The following is a 20,253-nucleotide window of genomic DNA, read 5'->3' as shown; positions in this document are numbered from 1 at the left end:
GTTTTGGGGAACCGCCTCGCCTTCGCCGTGTTTGTTGGTATCCTTAGGGAGATGTGCATCCGCTTGGACGCACGAAGTACGCGCTAAGATTTTAGGTCTTCGCATCGTGCTTCCCGAAAATCGACTTTTCGGGCCCATGCGATAGACTCGTGAGGCCTGGGCTATCCCGCCCGGCCAGGAAGGGCCGATGACACAACGACCCATTTTCACCAGCGATCGCAGTCTGGCCAGGCGCCTTGCCTTGAGCCGGCTGGGGACGCAGGTCTCGATAATCGTCGAACGCGGCTGGCCATTGCTGCTGCCACTGATCATCGTCGCCAGCCTGTTCCTCAGCATTTCGTGGCTCGGCCTGTTCCCATTTTTGCCCGATCTGGCGCGGATCGGTCTTATCACGGCATTCGGCGTCGCAGCGCTTGCCGCACTCTATCCACTGCGTTTCTTCCGCACGCCATCCAGTGCCGAGGTCGACCGCCGCATCGAGGCGGCCAACCGATTGCTGCACAGCCCGGTGCAGGTCCAGACCGATCGCCCGAGCGGCAAGGAAAGCATTTTTTCGCAAGCCCTGTGGCGCGAGCATCAGCGGCGCATGGCGGACCGGCTGGGCGAGCTTGGCGGCGACGTGCCGCGCACACGCGTGCCGGAACGCGACCCGTGGGCGCTGCGCGCCGTTGCCGCGCTTTTGTTGGTCACTGCCTTTGCCTTCTCCTTCGGGCCATCGGGCGGCAGGCTGAGCGACGGTTTTGTTGCCCGTGCCGCCCGCGACGTCGTGCCGCCGCGCATTGACGCCTGGGTGACGCCGCCGGCCTATACCGGCAGGCCGCCGGTATTCCTCAACGCCCCGGTCCTGGCCAACAACGCCACTCAAGCGCCGCCGACCTTCACGGTTCCGGAGGGCAGCGATGTGTCGCTGCGCGTCACCGGCGGTTCGGGCGAGGAAACGCTGAGCTACGCCGACACCGGCGGCAACACCCGCGCCATCGATCCGACCGGGCCGCAAGCCGCCAAGACTGAGGCAAGTCCGGCAACGCCTTCCACCGTGCGCCAGTTCAGCGGCAAGTTAACGGCCGACGGCACGCTGACGCTGCAGTCCAGCGACGGCGAGCTCGGCCGCTGGGCCTTCGCCATAATTCCCGACAAGCCGCCGCAGATCCGCTTTGTCGGCGAGCCGAAGCGCGCCGTCAACGGCGCCTTCGAACTCAACTACCAGATCGACGACGACTATGGCGCGGCCTCCGCCAAGGCGGTTTTCGCATTGGCCGATCCGCAAGTGCCCAACGCGCATCCGCTCTATGGCCCGCCGGAAATGCCGCTGACGTTGCCGCGCCGCGGCGGCAAGGCCAATGCCGCTAAGACGACGAAGGATCTGACCGACCATGTCTGGGCAGGTGGCAACGTCAAGCTGTCGCTTGTCGCCACCGACGGTGCCGGACACACGGCGACCAGCGAAACCAAGACGCTGGTGATGCCGGAGCGGCCATTCTCCAACCCGTTGGCGCGGGCTGTGGTCGAGCAGCGCCGCATACTGGCGCTCGACGCCTATGCCAAGGACCGCGTGCTCGACCTGATGGATGCAATCACGCTCAGGCCGGAAGACACGTTCGACAACATGGCGCACTACCTCGCCATCATGAGCGCCCGCACCCGGCTGAAGATGGCAGACAGCGACGACCAGTTGCGCGACGAGGTCGCTTACCTCTGGGAGATCGCGCTCGGCATTGAGGAAGGCAATCTGTCGGCGGCCGAGAAGCGGCTGCGCCAGGCGCAGCAGGCGCTGCAGGATGCGATCAAGAACGGCGCCAGCGACCAAGAGATCGAGAAGGCGATGAAGGAACTGCGCGAGGCGATGAACCAGTTCCTGCAGGAATTCGCGGCGCGGGCGCAGCAGAATCCGAATGCGCCACAGATGCAGCAGAACGGTCAGGAACTGCGCAAGAGCGACATCGACCGCATGATGGACCAGATCGAGAACCTGGCGAAATCCGGCAATCGCGACCAGGCGCAGCAATTGCTGTCCGAGTTGCAGGACATGATGAACAATCTGCAGGCAGGCCGCCAGCAGCAAGGCGGCCAGCAAGACAGCGAGATGCGCCAGCAGATGGACAAGCTGGGCGAGATCATGCGGCGCCAGCAGGAGATGATGAACGACACTTTCCGTATGGACCAGATGCAGCGCGGCCAGCAACAGCGCGGGCAGAACCGCGACGAGCAGCTCGGCGAGAACGGTGAGCCAGGCCCGATGGGCGAAGAGGGCAAACCCGGCCCGGGTGACGACCGCGATCCGCTCGGCCGGCCGAAGCCGATGACGCCGCAGGAATTTGCTGATGCGCTGAAGCAATTGCAGGAAGGCCAGGGCAAGCTGCAGGGCGAGCTCGATCAATTGAGGAAGAGCCTCGAAGGCATGGGCCTCGACCCCAATGAGGGGTTTGGCGAGGCCGGCAAATCCATGGGCAATGCCGAACAGGCGCTCGGCGAGGGCGAAGGCGACCAGGCCGTCGGTCACCAGGGCCGCGCGTTGGAAGCCTTGCGCAGGGGCGCCAAGGACATGATGAAGCAATTGCAGGCGATGCAAGGCGACCAGGGCGGCAACGGGCAGGGCGGGCGCCAGCAGAATGCCGACCGTGACCCGCTCGGGCGGCCCCGCACCAGCGAGGGTCCCGATGACGGAAGTTCGGTGAGAGTGCCCGACGAGATCGATGTGCAGCGTGCCCGCCAGATCCTCGAAGCGATCCGCAAGCGGCTCGGCAACGCACTCAGCCCCGATATCGAGCGCAGCTATCTGGAGCGGTTGCTGGAGCTGAAGTAAGGCTGCCCCCCAATATTCGGAAGATCGCCGTGCGGTCCGTGGAGGCCGCCACCGCCGGACTGAGCGGCACGTTTTAACGGTTGGTGAACGCCTCGCGGATCGCCTCTTCCATGCCGTCGATGGCCTCGCCGGAAGCGTTCGGATTGCGCCGCAGCACCACGTTCGAGGAATCGATGTCGCCGAACCCGTCGGCGGCCGTAAGCTCGCGGCAGCCGGCCGGGATGTTGCTGCGCGAGATCGGCGCAATCGCCAACCCGGAGGTGACGGCGAGCCGCAGGCCGCCATTGGTATCGCTGGTGTAGGCGACACGATAGGCGAGACCGCGCTGTTCCAGCGACTTTATCGCGAAATCCTTGCACCAACCGGCACGGTTGTAGAGCGCGATCGGCACCGGCCGCTCCTCATGCATGTGATGCAGCTCCGACGTCACCCATACGGTCGGGTCATGCATCAGCACCTCACCGCCTGACAGATCCTGCCATTCGAACACCACCGCCAGATCGAGCTCGCCGGCGGCGAGCGCGGCGATCTGCGCACCGGAATGCGCATAGCGGACGGTGATGTCGACCTGAGGATGGCGCTTGGCAAAGGCGCCGAGTGCCCGCGACAGGATCGCGTGGCCATATTCCTCCGGGATACCGATGCGCACCGGCCCGCCAAGCGGCGCCGCGACCATCGATGCCGCCGTCTCGTCGAGCAGTGAAACGATGCGCCTGGCGTTGGCGATGAGTTCGCCGCCGCGCTGCGTCAACGCTACACCGCGCGACCCGCGCTCGAACAGGCTGTCGCCGATCATGCCTTCGAGCCTCTTCATCTGCATCGAGACCGCCGACTGGGTGCGGCCGGCCCGCTCCGCCGCTTTGGTGAAATTGCCGGTGTCGGCGACCGCCACGAAGGTGCGCAACAGGTCGCTGTCGAGGTTGGGTCGCATGTGCCCGCCATAAGAAAATCTGATTGCTGGCATCATTCCAATTCGTTTGCAACATGTCAAACGGCGGACGATAGTCGCCTTACCCATTGGATATGCGGCCGCGAAATCGGCTGCGGACCAATCAAAAGTCCTCACTCGTACCCGCTGCCCGAAACGGTGGCGGGTTCTTTTTACCCGGATGCAGGCCTGCTTTCGGCCGCGCACGCGGGAGACAGGAGCGCCTATGCAGAATCGGCTTGTGCTCGGCATCCTCAGCCTCTGTCTCGGCGTGCTGGTCTTTTCGCTGCAGGACCCGCTGGTCAAGGCGGTGTCGAGCCACTATCCGGTCACCGAGGTGATGGCGATCCGCTCGATCGTCGCCCTGCCGATCCTGGTTTTCCTTGTCCACGCCGACGTCGGATTGCAGGCGATCCTGTCGAAGCGGTTCGGCATGCTGACGATGCGCGCCTTCATCCAGTTCACCTCCTATACGGCCTACTACCTGGCAATCGCCGCCCTGCCGCTGGCTGACGCGGTGGCGCTCTATTTCATGGCGCCGCTGTTCATCATGGCGTTGGCCGGCCCCTATCTCGGCGAACGCGCGTCCTGGCAGGCGCTCGCCACCCTCCTGGTCGGTATTCTCGGCGTGCTGGTGATGGTGCGCCCGGGCGCCGGCTTGTTCGACTGGGCAGCGCTGCTGTCGCTAGGTTCGGCTCTGCTCTACGGTTTCTCGCAGCTGATGGCACGCAAGATCGGCGACACCGAATCCTCGACCGTCATGGCTTTCTATCAGAACGGCGCCTATCTGGTCGGCGCCGCCTTGGCGGCGGCATTGTTTTGGCTGGCAGGCATTGACCACGCCGTGCATCCGAGTCTCGAATTCCTCGTCCGGCCATGGGTCTGGCCGGCGACGCCGGATCTCCTCAAGATGGGGGCATGCGGCTTCGTTGCCTCGGCCGGCATGATCCTGTTGTCGCAGGCCTACCGGCTGGCGCCCGCCAACAGCGTCGCCACCTTCGAATACACCGGTATCATCTGGTCGCCGCTATGGGGTTTTCTGTTCTTTGCCGAAGTGCCGCGACCAGCGACGGCGGCAGGCGCAGCCCTCATCATCGGCGCGGGCCTGTTTGCCCTCAATGCCAGCCGGCGCCGGAGCGGCGCGCCAGCCATTGCGGCGACCTGCGACCCCGCCTGAAGGCGGTCGGCCTTGGGCTTAGGCGAAGCAGGCGAGCGCCTGTTCGACGCGGGCGCGGATTTCAGCCAGCGTGAACGGCTTTTGCACGACGTCGAGAATAATGCCGTCCAATTCCTCGGCGCGCTCGCGCTGGTCGGCATAGCCGGTCATCAGCATGATCTTCATCGCCGGGAACAGCGCCGCTGCCGCCTTGGCCATCTCGATGCCGTCCATCTCCGGCATGCGGATGTCGGACAGCACAAGGTCGTAGCTCCCTTGCGCCGTCCGGATCAGAGAAAGGCCATGTGCGCCGTCGGCGGCAACAGTGACATTATGCCCGGCGCGCTCGAGCGCGCGAGCGGCGAGAGTGCGGACGGATTCATCGTCCTCGACGATCAGGAGCTTTGCCATGGGCAGGATATTTGGCGAGGAAAAGTTGATGTTTCCTGAAAGCCAGGAAGGCCATGAGGCCTTTTCAAAATTCGCTCCGGCGAGGCATATGACGTGGCTTTCGAGAACCGGAGCGGAGCGGACATTCAAGTCCGTGAGCACCGGAAGCGCAGAAAACCGCGTCAGATGACCGCCGGAGTAGAATTTTCAAAAGGCCTCAGGCGTCGCCCTTGACGATGCCGACGAACGGCAATTCGCGAAACGCGTGGGCGACGTCCATGCCATAACCGACGACGAAATAATCGGGGCAGTCAAAGCCGACATAGTCGGCGTTGAGCGTGGTCTGGCGGCGCATGCGCTTGTCGAGCAGCACGGCGATGGCACAGCTCCTCGCGCCGCGCGACAGCATGAGGTCGCGGGTGAAACTCAGTGTCTTGCCGGATTCCAGAATGTCGTCGATCAAAAGCACATCGCGGCCGGCGACCTCGTTGTCGATGTCGCGCAGCACCCTCACCTCACCGCTGGTCATGCCGGCGCCATAGCTGGAGATGAAGATGAACTCGACCTCCGGCGACAGGCCGACATCGTGCATGGCACGGATAAGATCGGCGGCGAAGATGAACGATCCCTTCAGCACCGAGATTACCAGAAGGTCGTGGTAGTCGTGCCCGGCGATCTCCTTGGCAAGTTCCAGGTTCCGCCGCGCGATGGCGGACGCCGAAAACAGGACTTCGATGTCCTTGCCGCGCACAACTGGCATTGGCTGCCCTTCCAGAAATGATCGCCTTGTAGGCGAAGCCGACCGAAAACGGTCTTCAACCTGTTTCTAGGCATGTCGAGCCGGCTGGCAAGGCCAAATCTTTCGCAGGACGCCCGCGAACGGTCGGATGTCCGCAGCGCGTCGCTGATCGTTTATCTGGTGACCTGTTGATTTTCTGGCGCCGCTCTAACGAACCAGCGCATGGCCGCCCGAAATCCAGAAGGCGGCAAAGGCGGCACCGACGCCGACAATCCAGAAGATCGGCCCACCATGCACCCACAACGGCCGTTCGACGGCGGTTTCGGGCTTGCGCAACATGTCCATGCCTTCGATCGAAGGCATGGAAATCATGCGCGCAGGCGGCGGCGCAAAGTCTGGACGTGTAAAATGGCGGGGCAGCACCTCATAGTCGGCATCGATGACCTCGGCGGTCACGTCGCGCATGATGCGTTCCGGCTCGGCGGCCGGATCGGTCATGATTTCGCCGGAAACCGGGCGCGCGGTTCGATCCTCAGCCATCATGGCCCAACACTACCGCACCTGTTCGCTGTTCGTTTCTTTTGGGTAAACGGAAATGGTTAACGCTTCCCCACCGGAACCCCTGTGACTCGCTCGAAAAGCCCCCAAATTAACCGTCGGTTAACCATGCCGGCCGATGGTCTTTCCACAGAAAGGGCTGGCATCTTGCCGCCGAGAATTTCAGGTCGTCGAAAGTGATCCGCTTCGAAAATGTCGGCCTCCGCTATGGCATGGGTCCGGAGATCCTCCGCGACATCTCCTTGCACATTCCGGAGCGCTCCTTTCAGTTCCTGAGCGGACCTTCAGGCGCCGGCAAGACGACGTTGCTGCGGCTTTTGTTCATGTCGCTGAAGCCGACGCGCGGCCTGATCACAATTTTCGGCAAGGATCGCTCGCGCATCTCGCGTACCGAATTGCCGCATCTGAGACGTCGCATCGGCGTGGTGTTCCAGGATTTTCGCCTGCTCGACCATATGACCACCTACGAGAACGTGGCCTTGCCGCTGCGCGTGCGCGGCCGCGAGGAGGCGACCTATCGCACCGACGTCACCGAGCTGCTGAAATGGGTCGGCCTCGGCGAGCGCATGCATGTGCTGCCGCCGGTGCTGTCTGGCGGCGAGAAGCAGCGCGCCGCCATCGCCCGGGCGTTGATCGAGCAGCCCGAGATCCTGCTCGCCGACGAGCCGACCGGCAATGTCGACCCGCCGCTGGCACGACGCTTGCTGCGGCTGTTCATCGAGCTCAACCGGCTGGGCACCGCCGTGGTGATCGCCACACACGACCTCGGCCTGATGGAACAGGTCGACGCACGGCGAATGATCCTGGCCGGCGGAAGGCTGGACATCTATGACTGAGCTCTCCGTCGAACATTTCGAGGGTCAGGACGCCGCGGCGGCAAAGCCCCGCGTCCAGCGCAAAATGGCGCCGATCGTGCCGGCGCAGAACATCGCCGGCCGGGCGCTGGTGCTGGTCATCGCCATCATGACGTTTCTGTCCTGCCTGACGTTTGGCGCCGTCACGCTGGTGCGTGACACCGCCTCCGTCTGGGAGAACCAGATCTCGCGCGAAGCGACAATCCAGATCAAGCCGGTCGACGGCCTCGACATGGAGGCCGCACTTGCGCTGGCCTCGCAGATCGCCGGCGAATTCCCTGGCGTGAAAAGCGCCCGGATCGTCGACCACGAAGCGACGGCCCGGCTGCTCGAGCCTTGGCTGGGCTCGGGCCTGAACATCGATGAGCTGCCGGTGCCGCGCTTGATCATCATCACCATCGACGAGAATAGTCCGCCCGATTTCGCCGCACTGCGCGCGGCGATCACGCCGAAGCTGCCGAGTGCCTCGCTCGACGATCATCGCACCTGGGTCGACCGGCTGGTTGCCATGGCCCGCACCACGGTAACGATCGGTGTCGCAGTGCTGGCGCTGATGCTGTCGGCGACGGTGCTGACCGTTGTGTTCGCAACGCGCGGCGCCATGGCCGGCAATGGCCACATCATCGAGGTGCTGCATTTTGTCGGCGCCGAGGCGCGCTTCATCGCGCGCGAATTCCGCCGGCATTTTCTGGTCACCGGCATGAAGGGCGCCGCGGCAGGCGGCGCCGCGGCGATCCTGGTCTTCATCGTCTTCTCCTGGTGGTCGTCACGCAACATGGCAACGCCGCAGGCCGACCAGGCGACCGCCCTGTTCGGCAATTTCGCCATCGGCTCGGCGGGTTATCTCGGGGTCGCTGTCATGGTGCTGGTGATCGGCGCGCTGACGGCGGCAACCTCCCATTTCACCGTGGTTACCTATCTCAGCGACATCGACATTCGCCAGCCGGACGCCGGCTAAAGGAAAGATCGATCACGGATGAAAACGCATCGTCACGAAAATTGCATTTTTTTCCTACCAAAGGCCGTATTTCGGGATTAACCATTTCATGATGGACGTTCGGGACTCGACCGATACCGCTGGATGCATGCCAGTGCTGGTTGCGCGCCCGCCTGTATTCGCCGAGCCTGATGAATTTGCCAAGCCGGATCAGTTCGCCAAACATGGGCGGCTGCTGGCAGCCCGCTCCTTGCGCATCTCGGCTCTCCTTCTGCTCGCCTTTATGGCGCTGTTTGTCGCCGGCTTCGGCTGGTTCGCCAATACCGTCAGCCGCCTGACTACGCCCGCCAATCCGGCAAGGGCCGACGCTATCATCGTGCTGACCGGCGGCCAGTCGCGCCTCGACGCTGCGATGGGCCTGCTTGCGTTAGGCAAGGGCGAGCGGCTGCTGATCAGCGGCGTCCATCCCTCCGCCAGCCGCCGCCAGCTTCAGGCCGCGACCGGCGGCGACAAGAGGCTGTTTTCCTGCTGCGTCGACATCGACCGCGCCGCGCTCGACACGATCGGCAATGCCGAGGAAAGTGCCAAATGGGTCGAGGACCATGCCTACGGCACGGTCATTCTCGTCACCAATAATTATCATATGCCGCGTAGCTTGCTGGAAATGGGCCGGCTGCTGCACGGCGCCAGGCTCGAGCCCTATCCGGTGGTCAACACCAACCTCGAGAATGGCGGCTGGCTGACCAAGCCGGAAGCGCTGCGCGTGCTGTTCACCGAATACAACAAATACCTGCTGGCGCTGGCGCGCGGCATCATGCCGGTGAAGCAATCGCCCAACGGCGTCACGCTGGCCGACGCCGCGGGCGGAAACTGAACGGCACCGGCACTTTTATTCCCTAGCTCTTATTCCCTGGCTGCTGCATCTGATCGCAAGCGTGCGATCTCCTGTTCGAGCCGTTCGATGCGCTTGTCGCGTTCGCCCAGCGCCGCCGCCACGCCGGCAGCTTCGAAACGCTGCGGGATGTGCTGCGAGCAATTTGAATCCCAAGCCGAAACCGTAAACAGGATAACCTGCTCGGGTCGCGCCTTATAGTCTTGCGGCATCAGCTTTGCCGTCAGCTCGGCATCGCCCTCGACGACGCGCGCCCTGCCCCAGATCTTGATGCGCTGCCGGTGCGCATAATCGATCAGGAATAGGAAAGCCTGTGGGTTGTCGCTGAGGTTGCCCTGGGTGATGAACTGCCTGTTGCCGGAAAAATCGGCAAAGCCGATCGTCCGTTCGTCGAGCACCTTGAGGAAACCGGCAGGCCCGCCGCGATGCTGGATGTAAGGCTGCCCGTCCGCATTGGCGGTCGACAGAAAGACGCTGGTCTGCGCCTCGATGAAGGCGGCGAGATCGGGCGTGATTACCGCCTGCCAGCCGCCACGCTCCTCGACACGGGCATAGGCCTGGCGCGAGCCCTTGCGCGCCTGAATCGCCTTCACCGTCGGGGTGAAAGCAACATCGCTGGTGTGAGCGTTCATGGAAGCCTCCTCAAGCGCCGAGCTGCGCTGCATTGCTAGTAAGGAAATAGGTCCTTCCATCTTCGAGATGCAGATGCCATATCTGCAATCTATCCTTCCGTTTTTCGGGAGGGCAAATTTTCGGGAGAGCTATGGATCGCCTCCAGTCCATGTCGCTTTTCGTTGCCGCGGCGGAGACAGGCAGCCTCTCGGCTGCCGGGCGCCGCTTCGGCATTCCGCTGACGACGGTCAGCCGCAAGGTTTCGGACCTGGAGCGGCATCTGAAGACACGGCTGTTGAACCGCACGGCGCGGCAGCTGTCGCTGACCGATGCGGGCCATGCCTATCTCGCCGCGTGTCGTCGCATTCTCGACGAGGTCGGCGAGGCCGAGCGAATAGCCGCCGGCGAATACAGCGCCCCGACCGGCGAACTGATCGTCACTGCGCCGATCGTCTTCGGCCGCCTGCATGTGCTGCCGGTCATCACCAGCTTCCTCTCCGTCTATCCTGAGGTAGGTGTGCGGCTGACACTCGCCGACCGGATAACCCAGTTGGTCGAAGAGCACATCGACCTCGCCGTCCGCATCGGCGAGCTTGCCGATTCGAGCCTGATCGCCACCCGCCTGGGTTCGATCCGCCGCGTCGTTTGCGCGAGCCCGGCCTATCTCGCCGAGCACGGCACGCCGAAAACGCCGCAGGAGCTTGCAGCACACAGTGCAATCACCTTTGAAGGGCTCACCGCCGCCGCCTGGAGCTTCGCCACCGGCAAGACCGAAGTCAGCGTGCCGGTCCGCTCCAGGTTACGGGTCAACACGGCTGAGGCAGCGATCGATGCGGCGATTGCCGGCGTCGGCGTGACGAGGCTGCTTTCCTACCAGATCGCCGCCGCAGTCCGGTCGGGTAGGCTGCGCCCGGTGCTTCAAGAGTTTGAGCCAGACCCATGGCCGGTGAGCCTCGTCCATGCCGGCCAGGGGCTACTGCCGGTGAAGCTGCGCGCATTCCTCGACTTCGCCGCCCCGCGCCTGAGACAGCGCCTGCTGCAGGCGGCGTGGCAAACGTGACGAAGACGGCCCATCGCAAGGCCGGGCCGATCGCCCGCCTCGCAGCGTTTCCTTTTTGCCGGCGCTTGGTGTAACCAACGCACACCTCCTCACCGGGCACTTGCTGTATGCTGTATTTCCGCTCGCTGGCGTTCAATCTCGCCTTCTACCTCAATTTGATCGTCCAGATGATCCTCTGGACCCCGTATTATTTCCTGTCGCCACGCCATCGCGCCTGGTTCGTGCCGAAATTCTGGTCGCGCACCAGCATGTGGCTCTACGACAAGATCGCCGGCACCAGAAGTGAGATCACCGGCCAGGAAAACCTGCCTGACGGCTCCTTCATCCTGGCGCCGAAGCACCAGTCCTTCTGGGACACGATCGCTTTCCTGCCTTATCTCGACGATCCCGTTTACATATTGAAACGGGAGCTGACCTGGATCCCGTTCTTCGGCTGGTACATTTTGAAGATGCGGATGATTCCTGTCGACCGCGGCAGCCGCTCGAAGGCATTGAAGACGGTGATCGCCGCGACCAAACAGGAATTGGCGCGCAATCCGCGCCAGCTGATCATCTATCCCGAGGGCACCCGCCGCGCGCCGGGCGACGAACCGGTCTACAAATACGGCATCGTCGAACTCTACGCGCAACTTGGCATTCCGGTGGTGCCGGTCGCTCACGTCGCCGGCCTCTATTGGCCGCGCCGCAAATTCCTGCGCTATCCCGGCACGATCAAGGCGCGCTTCCTGCCACCGATCCCGCCCGGCCTCGGCAAGGACGAATTCATGCAACGGCTGATCGGCGAAACGGAGGCCGCCTGCGACCAGCTCCTCGTCGAAGCGGCGCAGACACCGAACCCGCCGCCGATGCCGCCGACGGCGGTGAAACGGCTTGGTGAGCTGGACGCGAAACCTGAATTGAAAGACTGAGACACCCACCGCGGATGCCAGAAAGGCTCACGGCAAGGCAGCCAGGGCGGCTGTTGCAACCAGCGTCACGGCAAACACCAGATTGATGATCCGCGACGCCAGCGGTTTGCGCAGCAAACGTGCAAAAGCCGCGCCGGCGAGAAGCCACAAGAGATGAATGGCAACAATCATCAAGGCGAGGACCGCCAGCTTGGCTGAAATAGCAAGACCGCCGGCGCCGGAAGACGCGCCGGCGAACACGGCGGCAATCGCCACATAGGCTTTCGGATTGGCAACGGCCAGAAGGAACCCGCCCAGGAAAGTGGGAAGCGCCGCCCCACCAATGCGTGCCGCCAGTGGCGGCCCCGTCGCTATCTTGAAGGCCAGATAGAGGATGTAGGCTGCCGAGGCGACCGCCAGCAGCGCGGCGAGCTTCGGCAACGCCGCGAGAACGGCCATAATGCCCGTTGCCACCACCACGAGCACGAGGATCGTGCCAACAACGATCCCCGAGGCATAGCGCAGCGAACCGCGCAGGCCGAACGCAGCGCCGACCGCGGTGACGCTTATCGTCGCCGGTCCCGGGCTGCCCATGACGATGGCCGATGCCAGCACAAGCGCCAGCAATCGCTCCCATAGCTGCTGATCGAGAAGACCCTGTCCGGCCATGCGGCGTCCCTGCATCCTGTGACGAGGCAGGGACGGTAGGGTAAGGCAGCGGCGCCGGTCTTGAACGATCGTGCGCGGCTATGCGCTGGCCTTGTCGAGCTCGACGATATCGTCCGGACTGAGCTGCAACGATGCGGCACGCACCAGGCTGTCGAGCTGGTCGAGCGTCGTCGCGCTGGCGATCGGAGCGGTGACGCCGGGCCGCGCCATGACCCAGGCAAGCGCCACTTCCGCCGGCTTGGCCGAATGTCTGGCCGACACCGCGTCGAGCGCTGAGAGAATGCGCATGCCGCGCGCGTTGAGATACCCTTTCACACCACTGCCGCGCGGGCTTTTGCCGAGATCGGCTTCGCTCCGGTACTTGCCGCTCAGAAACCCCTTGGCGAGGCTGAAATAGGTGATGACGCCGATGTCCTCGGCCGCGCACAGATCGCGCAGCGGACCATCGAAGGACGAGCGGTCGTAGAGATTGTATTCCGGCTGCAGCACCTCGTAGCGCGGCAGACCGCGCAGGCTTGCTACGTCAAGTGCGGCCCGCAACTGGGCGGCGTCGAGGTTGGAAGCGCCGGCATAACGGATTTTGCCCTTGTCGAGCAGTTTCTGGTAGGCGCCGAACGTTTCCTCATAAGGGGTCGCCGGGTCGGGCCAGTGCGACAGATAGAGATCGACGCTATCGACCTGCAGCCGCTTCAGCGAGGCGTCGATGGCCTTTTCGATGTAGGCGGCGGACAGATCCCTCTTGCCCTGCCCCATATCCGAACCGACCTTGGTGACAACGACAACCTTGTCGCGGTTGCCGCGGCTTTTCATCCATTTGCCGATAATGGTTTCGGATTCGCCGCCCTCGTGGCCGGGAATCCAGCGCGAATAGGAATCGGCCGTGTCGATGGCGTTGAGGCCAGCGTCGACAAAGCGGTCGAGTAGGTCGAACGAGGTTTTCTCATCGGCGGTCCAGCCGAACACATTGCCGCCCAGAACCAATGGCGCGATGGATAGGTCGGTGCGACCGAGACGACGTTTCTGCAAGGCTGATCTCCATGGTGATTCATGCTGGGGCGGGTGGGAGCCGCCGACCGGGCTAACCTATGTCGCACCGTGGCAACGTCAAACGCATAGCCTCTTTTCCAGCCCGCCGCCGCTTCACAAAACCGCGACCCGCCGCGCCGTGTCGGGCTTCAAGACGCTGTCCCGAATTTCCAAACCAGTACCCTCTGAGGAAACAATCTGGCAAGTTTAGCACATAGATTGTCAAATCTGCCAATTCAGACCTTTGCCGGCCGGCCATAAGTTCCGCCGCGCCGACGCAAGTCTCGGCACGGTCTGGCCCGGGCTCAGACTGTTGGCCCAGGATCGTTTGTTGTGGAGACCGGCATGAAAGCAATTGTATTTGACGCCATCGGCTCGCCCCGCGACGTGCTCTATGTGGATGACCTGCCGATGCCGCGGATCGGCGACGGCGAGGTGCTGGTCAGGATGGTCTCGGCCTCGATCAATCCGGGCGACTTCCTGTTTATCCAGAACCTCTATCCCGAACCGAAGAAGCCGCATTTTCCCCGGCAGATCGCGGGAAACCATGGCGCCGGCATCGTCGAAGCCGTTGGCGCGAACGTCTTGCTGGAACCGGGCACGCTTGTCGCGTTCGGCTACTATGGCAGCTGGGCCGAGTACGCGGCCATTCCCGCCGAATGGCTGATCCCGTTGCCTGCCGGCTATCCTGTCGAACGCGCCGGGCAGATGGTGAACCCCATTACCGCGTGGGATCTGCTGGTGGATTCCCGCGTGCGGCCTGGCCAGTGGCTGGCTGTCACGGCCGGCTATTCGTCAATTTCGACAATGGTGATGCAGTTCGCCCAACGACGCGGCATCAACGTCATCGCGCTTGTGCGGCGCTCGCACCAAAGCTTCGATCTGAAGACGCTTGGCGCCGCCGCCATTCTTGACCTTTCTGACTTGAAGGCAAGTATCCGGGAAGCGGTGATGGATATCACCGGTGGCGCCGGATTGAACGGGATTATCGACAATGTCGGCGGACCTGTCAGCGGCGAATTGATCCGCACCCTGGCGCTTGGCGGACAGATGGTGATCAATGGCGGCATGAGTGCCGAGCGCTTCGAACTGCACAACTTCGATGTCTTGCTGAGCGGCGTCGAGATCAGGGCGAATATCTATCGCTATTTCTTTTCGCCGCCTGCCGAAGCCGACCGGCCTGTGCTACGCGAGGTTATCGACACCTTCGGCCAGCCCGGCTTCCACGTTCCTGTCGGCGGTCTCCACGCGCTGACCGAGTTCAAGCTTGCCGTGGCAAACAGTCTGGATCGCGCCGATCTTGGAAAACAGATTTTCAGGATGTAGCCCAGACCACGACACCGAAAACATCATGGTCAACGATAAAAGAAGCTACGTCGCGATCCGTCTTGTCACCTCTTCCAGCCAGTGGTCGCTGATACCCAGTGCTTCAAGGTGCTCCAGCGTGCTGAGCACGTAGTCCTCATTCCTCCCCGACTGGCCGACGGCGCCGCGAACGACGGTCGCCGCCTCGGCGGGGTCGAGCGCACCGGCATATTGCTCATGGCTGCGGTCGACAACGTAGGCCACGGCTTCCACCGTCTCGCCCCCATTGGTGCCGCGCCTGTCCGTCTCCTCGTTATCGAGGCGGATGCGGAGCACACGTTCGAGATAGACGTTGGTGACCAGCTCGCGTTCGCGCAGATAGGTGATGACCTCGTTGCGCAGCTCGCCTGGAACCCGGAACGCCAGCCCAATGCAGGAGCCGCCGCGGTCGAGGCCGAGCACCAGGCCCGGCCGTTCGCGCGTGCCGCGATGCACGAAAGAATAGACGCAGAGCGAACGGCGGTAGCCATGCAGGCGCGCGCGCCGCGTCTCGACATGCGCGAATCCCGGTCGCCAGATCAGTGAGCCGTAGCCAAAAACCCAAAAATCGCCCATATCGCCAAGCCTGATTGTGACGACCACCTCACCGGTGGTGTTTCAGTCCGTCTGCCTATTGGTGCCGCAAGCGACAGCCCACCCGTGCCACCCCGCGTTAACGAAAGCCGCAGCATGACGTCAAGTGACGAGCGCCCGCCGCCCAGCCAACGTCGCCGCCTGTTGTGGCTTGCCGCTTTCATTCTCGTGCTGTTCGGCATCTACAGCGCGGGCTGGTTCTACCTGGCGGACCTGGTCGAGAGCGCAACCAAAAAGGCGGTCGCCGACCTCGACGACAAAGGCATCAAGGCCGACTGCGCCAATCTCGCGGTCAGCGGCTATCCCTTCAGCTTCACCGTTTCCTGCGACAGCCTGGCTTACGAGGACGACAGCCGCAACGTCGCGGCATCGACAGGCAAGATCAACGCCGCCACGCAGATCACGCGGCTTCTGTCGCCTGCCGCCGAGCTCAGGGGGCCGCTCAGGACCTCAGTTCCCGGCATGACCCCGCTCTGGATCGACTGGGATGATCTGCGGGCCGACATGAAGCTGTCCTGGCCGCTGCCGAGGCGCCTCTCGCTGCAGGCAGAAGGCCTGTCCGGCCAGACCGATCCGGCAGACGACACCGATCCCGTCTCGCTGTTCAGCGCCGGAACCGCCACCGGACAATTGCGCCCAAACGGCCCGGACATCGACTATGCCGGCAATTTCACCGATCTTGAAATCGACGCGGCGGCCATCGACGGGCGCGTCTTGCCGCCGCTCGACGGCAGCGGCGACCTGACGCTGAAGAACGGCGTCACGCTGATCAAGGCAAATCCGAAGAGCCTGCGCGGCCAGGCGGCCGAAATCCACAAGCTCGATCTGTCGTCCGGAACTGCGCGCATCACCGTTTCCGGACCGCTGTCGGTCGATGACGACGGTCTCATAAATGCCGACCTGACGATCAGGCTCAATGATCCAAAGGCCGTGGCGGCAATCCTCGCCACCGCCATCCCCGAGCAGAAGAAACAGATCCAAACCGGCTTTGCCGGACTGGCGCTGCTCGGCAACCAGCCGTCGATGCCGCTGAAGATCGTCAGGGGCAAGGCCTCGCTCGGCTTCATCCCGCTCGGCAAGATCAAGCCGCTCGACTAGAGCTCCAGGAAAAGTGTGAAACGGTTTTCCGTCCGGAATTGCGCAAAACAAAGAGATAGAGCGGTTCGGCGTTTCTGTGAAACGATGAACCGCTCTAAGCCGGGCCGGCCTGCGATCGGCCTGCCGCGGCTTATCCCTTCGGCGGGTGTTCGACTGCCTGGCGGCCGAAATCCGGTACGTCGATGTCCTGGCCGGCCTCGATAATCGAGCGGCGGACGGCGCGGGTGCGGGTGAACAGGTCGAACAGTTTTTCGCCGTCGCCCCAGCGGATCGCCCGCTGCAGCGAGGACAGATCCTCGGAAAACCGCGCCAGCATTTCGAGAATGGCGTCCTTGTTGTGCAGGCAGACGTCGCGCCACATGGTCGGGTCGGACGCCGCGAGACGGGTGAAGTCGCGAAAGCCGGAAGCCGAGTATTTGATGACCTCGGACTTGGTCACCGACTCCAGATCGTCGGCGGTACCGACGATGTTGTAAGCGATGATATGCGGCAGGTGCGAAACGATGGCCAGCGTCATGTCGTGATGCTGCGGGTCCATCGTGTCGATGTTGGAGCCGCAGCGGCGCCAGAATTCCGAGAGCTTTTCCAGTGCTGCGGGATCGGTGCCGGGCAGCGGCGTGAAAATGCACCAGCGGTTCTCGAACAGTTCGGCAAAACCGGCGTCCGGTCCCGATTTTTCGGTGCCGGCCAAAGGATGGCCGGGGATGAAGTGCACGCCATCAGGCACGTGCGGCTGCATCTGCGCGATCACCGACGCCTTGGTCGAGCCGACATCGGTGAGGATGGCGCCCTTCTTCAGCGCAGGCGCGATCTCTGCGGCGACCGTGCCTGAAGAGCCGACCGGCACCGAAACGATAACCAGATCAGCATCGCGAACCGCCTCTTTCGCATCCGTCGTATAGGTGTCGCCAAGGCCGAGTTGGCTCGCGCGTGCCAGCGTCGCGTCGCTGCGCGTCGAAATCGCCACTTGGCCGGCGAGTCCCTCGCGGCGGATGACGCGGGCCAGCGACGAGCCGATCAGGCCGATGCCGACCAGCGCGATCTTTTCGAACATCGGTGAGGTCATGGTGTTCTAGCTTTTCAGGAATGTCGCGAGTGCTGCGACAACGCCGCGATTGGCCTCTTCGGTGCCGATGCTCATGCGCAGCGCGTTCGGAAAACCGTAGCCGGAAACGCGCCGCAATATGTAGCCGCGCGCACTGAGGTAGTCGTCGGCGGCCGCCGCCGAATGCCTTTTGTCCTCGGGAAAGTGGATGAGGATGAAATTGCCGACGCTCGGCGTCACCCGCAGCCCGAGCCCGCTTAGTTGCTCGCTCAGCCAGGCTAGCCAGGTCTCGTTGTGCGCGACGCTGCGTTCGATATGGGCGCGGTCGTGGATCGCCGCGATGCCGGCCTCGATCGCCGTCGCATTGACGTTGAAAGGCCCGCGCACGCGGTTGATCGCGTCGATGACGTGCATTGGCGCATACATCCAGCCGATCCGCGCCCCGCCCAGGCCCAATTTGGAGAAAGTGCGGGTCATGACCACGTTTTCCGCGCTGCCCACCAACTCGACGCCGGCTTCATAATCGTTGCGCCGGACATATTCGGCGTAAGCTGAATCCAGCACCAGAAGCACGTTTCGCGGCAGGCCGGCATGCAGGCGGCGCACCTCCTGGAACGGCACGTAGGTGCCGGTTGGATTGTTTGGATTGGCAAGGAAGATGATCCTGGTGCGCGGCGTCACCGCAGCGAGGATCGCATGGATGTCGGCGCGTTCATCGGTCTCCTTGACCGTTACCGGGACGGCACCGGCCGACTGTATGTAGATCTTGTAGACCATGAAGCCGTGTTCGGTGATGATGGCTTCGTCGCCGGGTGCGAGATAGGTCTGCGCCAGCAGGCCCAGAATCTCGTCGGAGCCGTTGGAGCAGACGATGTTCGCCGGGTTGAGCCCGTGCACCTCGGCGATCGCTTCCCTCAGGCGCCTGGCGCTGCCGTCGGGATAGACCGCGAGCTTGTCGGCGACCGCGCGCGCGGCCTCTATCGCCTTTGGCGAAGGACCGAGCGGGTTCTCGTTCGCCGACAATTTATGGACCTTGGCGACACCTTCAGGCGCCGCGCTCTTGCCGGGCACATAGGCTTCGATGTCCATGATGCCGGCGCGGGGCGTTGGACGTGTCTGATCCGGTGTCTGGCTCATTCCATGAAATCCGTCGAGGATGCCTCCATCGGGAGGCCGCAGCGGAAATACAAGCCGTGGCCCGGAATGTCGAGGGGCGGCAATTCGGGATCAAGAACTTGCCGTTGACGAACCCACGCGCGAGTCATAGAAGAGCATTGACAGTTCCGTGGTGATTTGGCCGGTCGGCTTGCAGCCACGTTAAACAACTTGCTAAAGGGCCGTTTGCATCTTGTAACCGGCTTTGCGAAGGCATGGCCGGTTTTTTGTTGCCCGGGCTGGCTGTTGCCCAGACCGGCGGACAACGGAAGGCCGGGCAAGGAGATGTAATGGTCGCTTTGCGCGCTCGAAAAACCAACAACGAGGCCGACCAGCCGTCGAGCCCGGTGTTGCGTTTCGGCGCCGACAAGCCGCTCAAGCTCGACGCCGGCACGCTGCTGTCGCCGTTCCAGATCGCCTACCAGACCTATGGCACGCTCAACGATGCGCGCTCCAACGCCATCCTCGTCTGCCATGCGCTGACCGGCGACCAGCACGTCGCCAACACTAATCCGGTGACCGGCAAGCCGGGCTGGTGGGAAGTGCTGATCGGTCCCGGCAAGATCATCGATACCGACCGTTTCTTCGTCATCTCGTCAAACGTCATCGGCGGCTGTCTCGGCTCCACCGGCCCCGCCTCGACCAATCCCGCCACCGCCAAGCCCTACGGGCTCGACCTGCCGATCATCACCATCCGCGACATGGTGCGGGCGCAGTTGATGCTGGTCGAGCATTTCGGCATCGAACAGCTGTTCAGCGTGCTGGGCGGCTCGATGGGCGGCATGCAGGTGCTGCAATGGGCCTCCAGCTATCCGGAGCGCGTCTTCTCGGCGTTGCCGATCGCCACCGGTGCCCGCCATTCCTCGCAGAACATCGCTTTCCACGAGGTCGGCAGGCAGGCAGTGATGGCCGACCCGGACTGGCATGGCGGCAAATATTTCGAGCATGGCAAGCGGCCGGAAAAGGGGCTGGCGGTGGCGCGCATGGCCGCCCACATCACCTATCTGTCGGAAGCAGCGCTGCACCGCAAGTTCGGCCGCAACCTGCAGGACCGCGAAGCGCTGACCTTCGGCTTCGATGCCGACTTCCAGATCGAGAGCTATCTGCGCCATCAGGGCATGACCTTCGTCGATCGCTTCGATGCCAACTCCTATCTCTACATGACGCGGGCGATGGATTATTTCGATCTCGCCGCCGACCATGGCGGCCGGCTGGCCGATGCCTTCGCCGGCACCAAGACGCGCTTCTGCCTGGTTTCGTTCACTAGCGATTGGCTGTTCCCGACCGAGGAGAGCCGCTCGGTCGTGCACGCGCTGAACGCGGCCGGCGCCTCGGTATCGTTCGTCGAGATCGAGACCGACCGCGGCCACGACGCCTTCCTGCTCGACGAACCGGAACTGTTCGCCGCCATCAAGGGCTTCATCGCCTCGGCCGCGCGGGCGAGAGGGCTCGGCGCATGACCCCGAAAAGTTGCGGATTGTTCGGATCAGGACCATGTGCCGAGCA

Annotated in this window: 20 protein-coding genes and 1 riboswitch; of the genes, 10 read left to right on the top strand and 10 right to left on the bottom strand. The window is 63.4% G+C overall.

Annotation, left to right across the window (positions count from 1 at the left end):
• Positions 1 to 187 precede the first annotated feature (187 nt).
• Positions 188 to 2,803: a TIGR02302 family protein gene (locus tag NKI24_RS11945; protein ID WP_352745410.1), complete on the top strand. Its 2,616-nt coding sequence runs from the start codon at positions 188 to 190 to the stop codon at positions 2,801 to 2,803.
• 73 nt (positions 2,804 to 2,876) lie between these two features.
• Here NKI24_RS11945 and NKI24_RS11940 read toward each other — a convergent pair whose 3' ends face one another.
• Positions 2,877 to 3,734, bottom strand: a complete 858-nt coding sequence (locus tag NKI24_RS11940) for a LysR substrate-binding domain-containing protein (protein WP_023677927.1) — start codon at positions 3,732 to 3,734, stop codon at positions 2,877 to 2,879.
• A 223-nt stretch (positions 3,735 to 3,957) separates the two neighbouring features.
• Here NKI24_RS11940 and NKI24_RS11935 point away from each other — a divergent pair, with 223 nt between their 5' ends.
• A complete protein-coding gene (locus NKI24_RS11935) occupies positions 3,958 to 4,908 on the top strand; it encodes a DMT family transporter (RefSeq protein WP_352745407.1) in 951 nt (316 codons plus the stop codon).
• 18 nt (positions 4,909 to 4,926) lie between these two features.
• On the opposite strand, the gene NKI24_RS11930 is transcribed toward NKI24_RS11935, so the two are convergent.
• The 3 genes from NKI24_RS11930 to NKI24_RS11920 form a co-directional block, all read right to left on the bottom strand.
• Positions 4,927 to 5,298, bottom strand: a complete 372-nt coding sequence (locus NKI24_RS11930; protein ID WP_352570563.1) for a response regulator — start codon at positions 5,296 to 5,298, stop codon at positions 4,927 to 4,929.
• A gap of 196 nt (positions 5,299 to 5,494) precedes the next feature.
• Positions 5,495 to 6,037 (bottom strand): hypoxanthine phosphoribosyltransferase, encoded by a 543-nt coding sequence (gene hpt, locus NKI24_RS11925; RefSeq protein WP_352743774.1) that lies wholly within the window; start codon positions 6,035 to 6,037, stop codon positions 5,495 to 5,497.
• A gap of 186 nt (positions 6,038 to 6,223) precedes the next feature.
• Entirely contained in the window at positions 6,224 to 6,514 is a 291-nt protein-coding gene (locus NKI24_RS11920) for a hypothetical protein (RefSeq protein ID WP_352456694.1), read from the bottom strand.
• 236 nt (positions 6,515 to 6,750) lie between these two features.
• Between NKI24_RS11920 and ftsE the strand changes: the two genes are divergently transcribed.
• The 3 genes from ftsE to NKI24_RS11905 all read left to right on the top strand — a co-directional run bounded on the left by ftsE (position 6,751) and on the right by NKI24_RS11905 (position 9,239).
• Positions 6,751 to 7,410 carry a cell division ATP-binding protein FtsE gene (gene ftsE, locus NKI24_RS11915; protein WP_023677923.1) on the top strand — a complete coding sequence of 220 codons (660 nt, stop codon included), beginning with the start codon at positions 6,751 to 6,753 and terminating at the stop codon, positions 7,408 to 7,410.
• The gene (locus NKI24_RS11910) at positions 7,403 to 8,386 is read left to right on the top strand and encodes a cell division protein FtsX (RefSeq protein WP_352743770.1); all 984 of its coding nucleotides are present in this window, start codon (positions 7,403 to 7,405) and stop codon (positions 8,384 to 8,386) included. Before ftsE ends, NKI24_RS11910 begins: the two co-directional genes overlap by 8 nt.
• A gap of 88 nt (positions 8,387 to 8,474) precedes the next feature.
• Positions 8,475 to 9,239 carry a YdcF family protein gene (locus NKI24_RS11905; RefSeq protein ID WP_031212035.1) on the top strand — a complete coding sequence of 255 codons (765 nt, stop codon included), beginning with the start codon at positions 8,475 to 8,477 and terminating at the stop codon, positions 9,237 to 9,239.
• A gap of 29 nt (positions 9,240 to 9,268) precedes the next feature.
• On the opposite strand, the gene NKI24_RS11900 is transcribed toward NKI24_RS11905, so the two are convergent.
• Positions 9,269 to 9,889, bottom strand: a complete 621-nt coding sequence (locus tag NKI24_RS11900) for a pyridoxamine 5'-phosphate oxidase family protein (RefSeq protein ID WP_352743768.1) — start codon at positions 9,887 to 9,889, stop codon at positions 9,269 to 9,271.
• 131 nt (positions 9,890 to 10,020) lie between these two features.
• On the opposite strand from NKI24_RS11900, the gene NKI24_RS11895 reads away from it, so the two are divergent.
• Together NKI24_RS11895 and NKI24_RS11890 are read left to right on the top strand one after the other, a co-directional pair.
• On the top strand, positions 10,021 to 10,929 hold the full coding sequence (locus NKI24_RS11895) for a LysR family transcriptional regulator (protein ID WP_352452462.1): 909 nt from the start codon (positions 10,021 to 10,023) through the stop codon (positions 10,927 to 10,929).
• Between the two features lie 107 nt (positions 10,930 to 11,036).
• Positions 11,037 to 11,837 carry a lysophospholipid acyltransferase family protein gene (locus tag NKI24_RS11890; protein ID WP_352452463.1) on the top strand — a complete coding sequence of 267 codons (801 nt, stop codon included), beginning with the start codon at positions 11,037 to 11,039 and terminating at the stop codon, positions 11,835 to 11,837.
• A 27-nt stretch (positions 11,838 to 11,864) separates the two neighbouring features.
• On the opposite strand, the gene NKI24_RS11885 is transcribed toward NKI24_RS11890, so the two are convergent.
• Together NKI24_RS11885 and NKI24_RS11880 are read right to left on the bottom strand one after the other, a co-directional pair.
• On the bottom strand, positions 11,865 to 12,485 hold the full coding sequence (locus NKI24_RS11885) for a LysE family translocator (RefSeq protein ID WP_352745402.1): 621 nt from the start codon (positions 12,483 to 12,485) through the stop codon (positions 11,865 to 11,867).
• A gap of 78 nt (positions 12,486 to 12,563) precedes the next feature.
• Complete coding sequence (locus NKI24_RS11880) at positions 12,564 to 13,511, bottom strand: aldo/keto reductase (protein WP_352743762.1); 948 nt, start codon at positions 13,509 to 13,511, stop codon at positions 12,564 to 12,566.
• A 345-nt stretch (positions 13,512 to 13,856) separates the two neighbouring features.
• On the opposite strand from NKI24_RS11880, the gene NKI24_RS11875 reads away from it, so the two are divergent.
• Positions 13,857 to 14,837: a quinone oxidoreductase family protein gene (locus tag NKI24_RS11875; RefSeq protein WP_352745399.1), complete on the top strand. Its 981-nt coding sequence runs from the start codon at positions 13,857 to 13,859 to the stop codon at positions 14,835 to 14,837.
• 45 nt (positions 14,838 to 14,882) lie between these two features.
• Here NKI24_RS11875 and NKI24_RS11870 read toward each other — a convergent pair whose 3' ends face one another.
• Entirely contained in the window at positions 14,883 to 15,431 is a 549-nt protein-coding gene (locus NKI24_RS11870; protein WP_352745396.1) for a gamma-glutamylcyclotransferase, read from the bottom strand.
• A 114-nt stretch (positions 15,432 to 15,545) separates the two neighbouring features.
• On the opposite strand from NKI24_RS11870, the gene NKI24_RS11865 reads away from it, so the two are divergent.
• Positions 15,546 to 16,547, top strand: coding sequence for a DUF2125 domain-containing protein (locus tag NKI24_RS11865; protein WP_352452468.1), 1,002 nt, complete (start codon positions 15,546 to 15,548; stop codon positions 16,545 to 16,547).
• A 130-nt stretch (positions 16,548 to 16,677) separates the two neighbouring features.
• On the opposite strand, the gene NKI24_RS11860 is transcribed toward NKI24_RS11865, so the two are convergent.
• Both NKI24_RS11860 and hisC read right to left on the bottom strand, forming a co-directional pair.
• Entirely contained in the window at positions 16,678 to 17,613 is a 936-nt protein-coding gene (locus NKI24_RS11860; RefSeq protein WP_023677912.1) for a prephenate/arogenate dehydrogenase family protein, read from the bottom strand.
• Positions 17,614 to 17,619: 6 nt separating this feature from the next.
• Entirely contained in the window at positions 17,620 to 18,729 is a 1,110-nt protein-coding gene (hisC, locus tag NKI24_RS11855; protein WP_352745393.1) for a histidinol-phosphate transaminase, read from the bottom strand.
• 138 nt (positions 18,730 to 18,867) lie between these two features.
• A riboswitch (SAM riboswitch) is annotated at positions 18,868 to 18,945 on the top strand.
• 92 nt (positions 18,946 to 19,037) lie between these two features.
• Between hisC and metX the strand changes: the two genes are divergently transcribed.
• Entirely contained in the window at positions 19,038 to 20,207 is a 1,170-nt protein-coding gene (gene metX, locus NKI24_RS11850; protein WP_292661143.1) for a homoserine O-acetyltransferase MetX, read from the top strand.
• The last annotated feature ends 46 nt before the right edge of the window (positions 20,208 to 20,253 follow it).

The organism is Mesorhizobium sp. M0701 (assembly GCF_040320365.1).
Classification (GTDB): Bacteria; Pseudomonadota; Alphaproteobacteria; order Rhizobiales; family Rhizobiaceae; genus Mesorhizobium.
The sequence above is the reverse complement of the archived record's forward strand: the minus strand, read 5'-3'. Positions and strand labels throughout refer to the sequence as shown.

Coding starts and splice junctions, on each gene's coding strand:
- NKI24_RS11945 (WP_352745410.1), top strand. CDS start 188: ATGACACAACGACCCATTTTCACCAGCGATCGCAGTCTGGCCAGGCGC.
- NKI24_RS11940 (WP_023677927.1), bottom strand. CDS start 3,734: ATGCGACCCAACCTCGACAGCGACCTGTTGCGCACCTTCGTGGCGGTC.
- NKI24_RS11935 (WP_352745407.1), top strand. CDS start 3,958: ATGCAGAATCGGCTTGTGCTCGGCATCCTCAGCCTCTGTCTCGGCGTG.
- NKI24_RS11930 (WP_352570563.1), bottom strand. CDS start 5,298: ATGGCAAAGCTCCTGATCGTCGAGGACGATGAATCCGTCCGCACTCTC.
- hpt (WP_352743774.1), bottom strand. CDS start 6,037: ATGCCAGTTGTGCGCGGCAAGGACATCGAAGTCCTGTTTTCGGCGTCC.
- NKI24_RS11920 (WP_352456694.1), bottom strand. CDS start 6,514: ATGACCGATCCGGCCGCCGAGCCGGAACGCATCATGCGCGACGTGACC.
- NKI24_RS11910 (WP_352743770.1), top strand. CDS start 7,403: ATGACTGAGCTCTCCGTCGAACATTTCGAGGGTCAGGACGCCGCGGCG.
- NKI24_RS11905 (WP_031212035.1), top strand. CDS start 8,475: ATGATGGACGTTCGGGACTCGACCGATACCGCTGGATGCATGCCAGTG.
- NKI24_RS11900 (WP_352743768.1), bottom strand. CDS start 9,889: ATGAACGCTCACACCAGCGATGTTGCTTTCACCCCGACGGTGAAGGCG.
- NKI24_RS11895 (WP_352452462.1), top strand. CDS start 10,021: ATGGATCGCCTCCAGTCCATGTCGCTTTTCGTTGCCGCGGCGGAGACA.
- NKI24_RS11890 (WP_352452463.1), top strand. CDS start 11,037: ATGCTGTATTTCCGCTCGCTGGCGTTCAATCTCGCCTTCTACCTCAAT.
- NKI24_RS11885 (WP_352745402.1), bottom strand. CDS start 12,485: ATGGCCGGACAGGGTCTTCTCGATCAGCAGCTATGGGAGCGATTGCTG.
- NKI24_RS11875 (WP_352745399.1), top strand. CDS start 13,857: ATGAAAGCAATTGTATTTGACGCCATCGGCTCGCCCCGCGACGTGCTC.
- NKI24_RS11870 (WP_352745396.1), bottom strand. CDS start 15,431: ATGGGCGATTTTTGGGTTTTTGGCTACGGCTCACTGATCTGGCGACCG.
- NKI24_RS11865 (WP_352452468.1), top strand. CDS start 15,546: ATGACGTCAAGTGACGAGCGCCCGCCGCCCAGCCAACGTCGCCGCCTG.
- NKI24_RS11860 (WP_023677912.1), bottom strand. CDS start 17,613: ATGACCTCACCGATGTTCGAAAAGATCGCGCTGGTCGGCATCGGCCTG.
- hisC (WP_352745393.1), bottom strand. CDS start 18,729: ATGAGCCAGACACCGGATCAGACACGTCCAACGCCCCGCGCCGGCATC.
- metX (WP_292661143.1), top strand. CDS start 19,038: ATGGTCGCTTTGCGCGCTCGAAAAACCAACAACGAGGCCGACCAGCCG.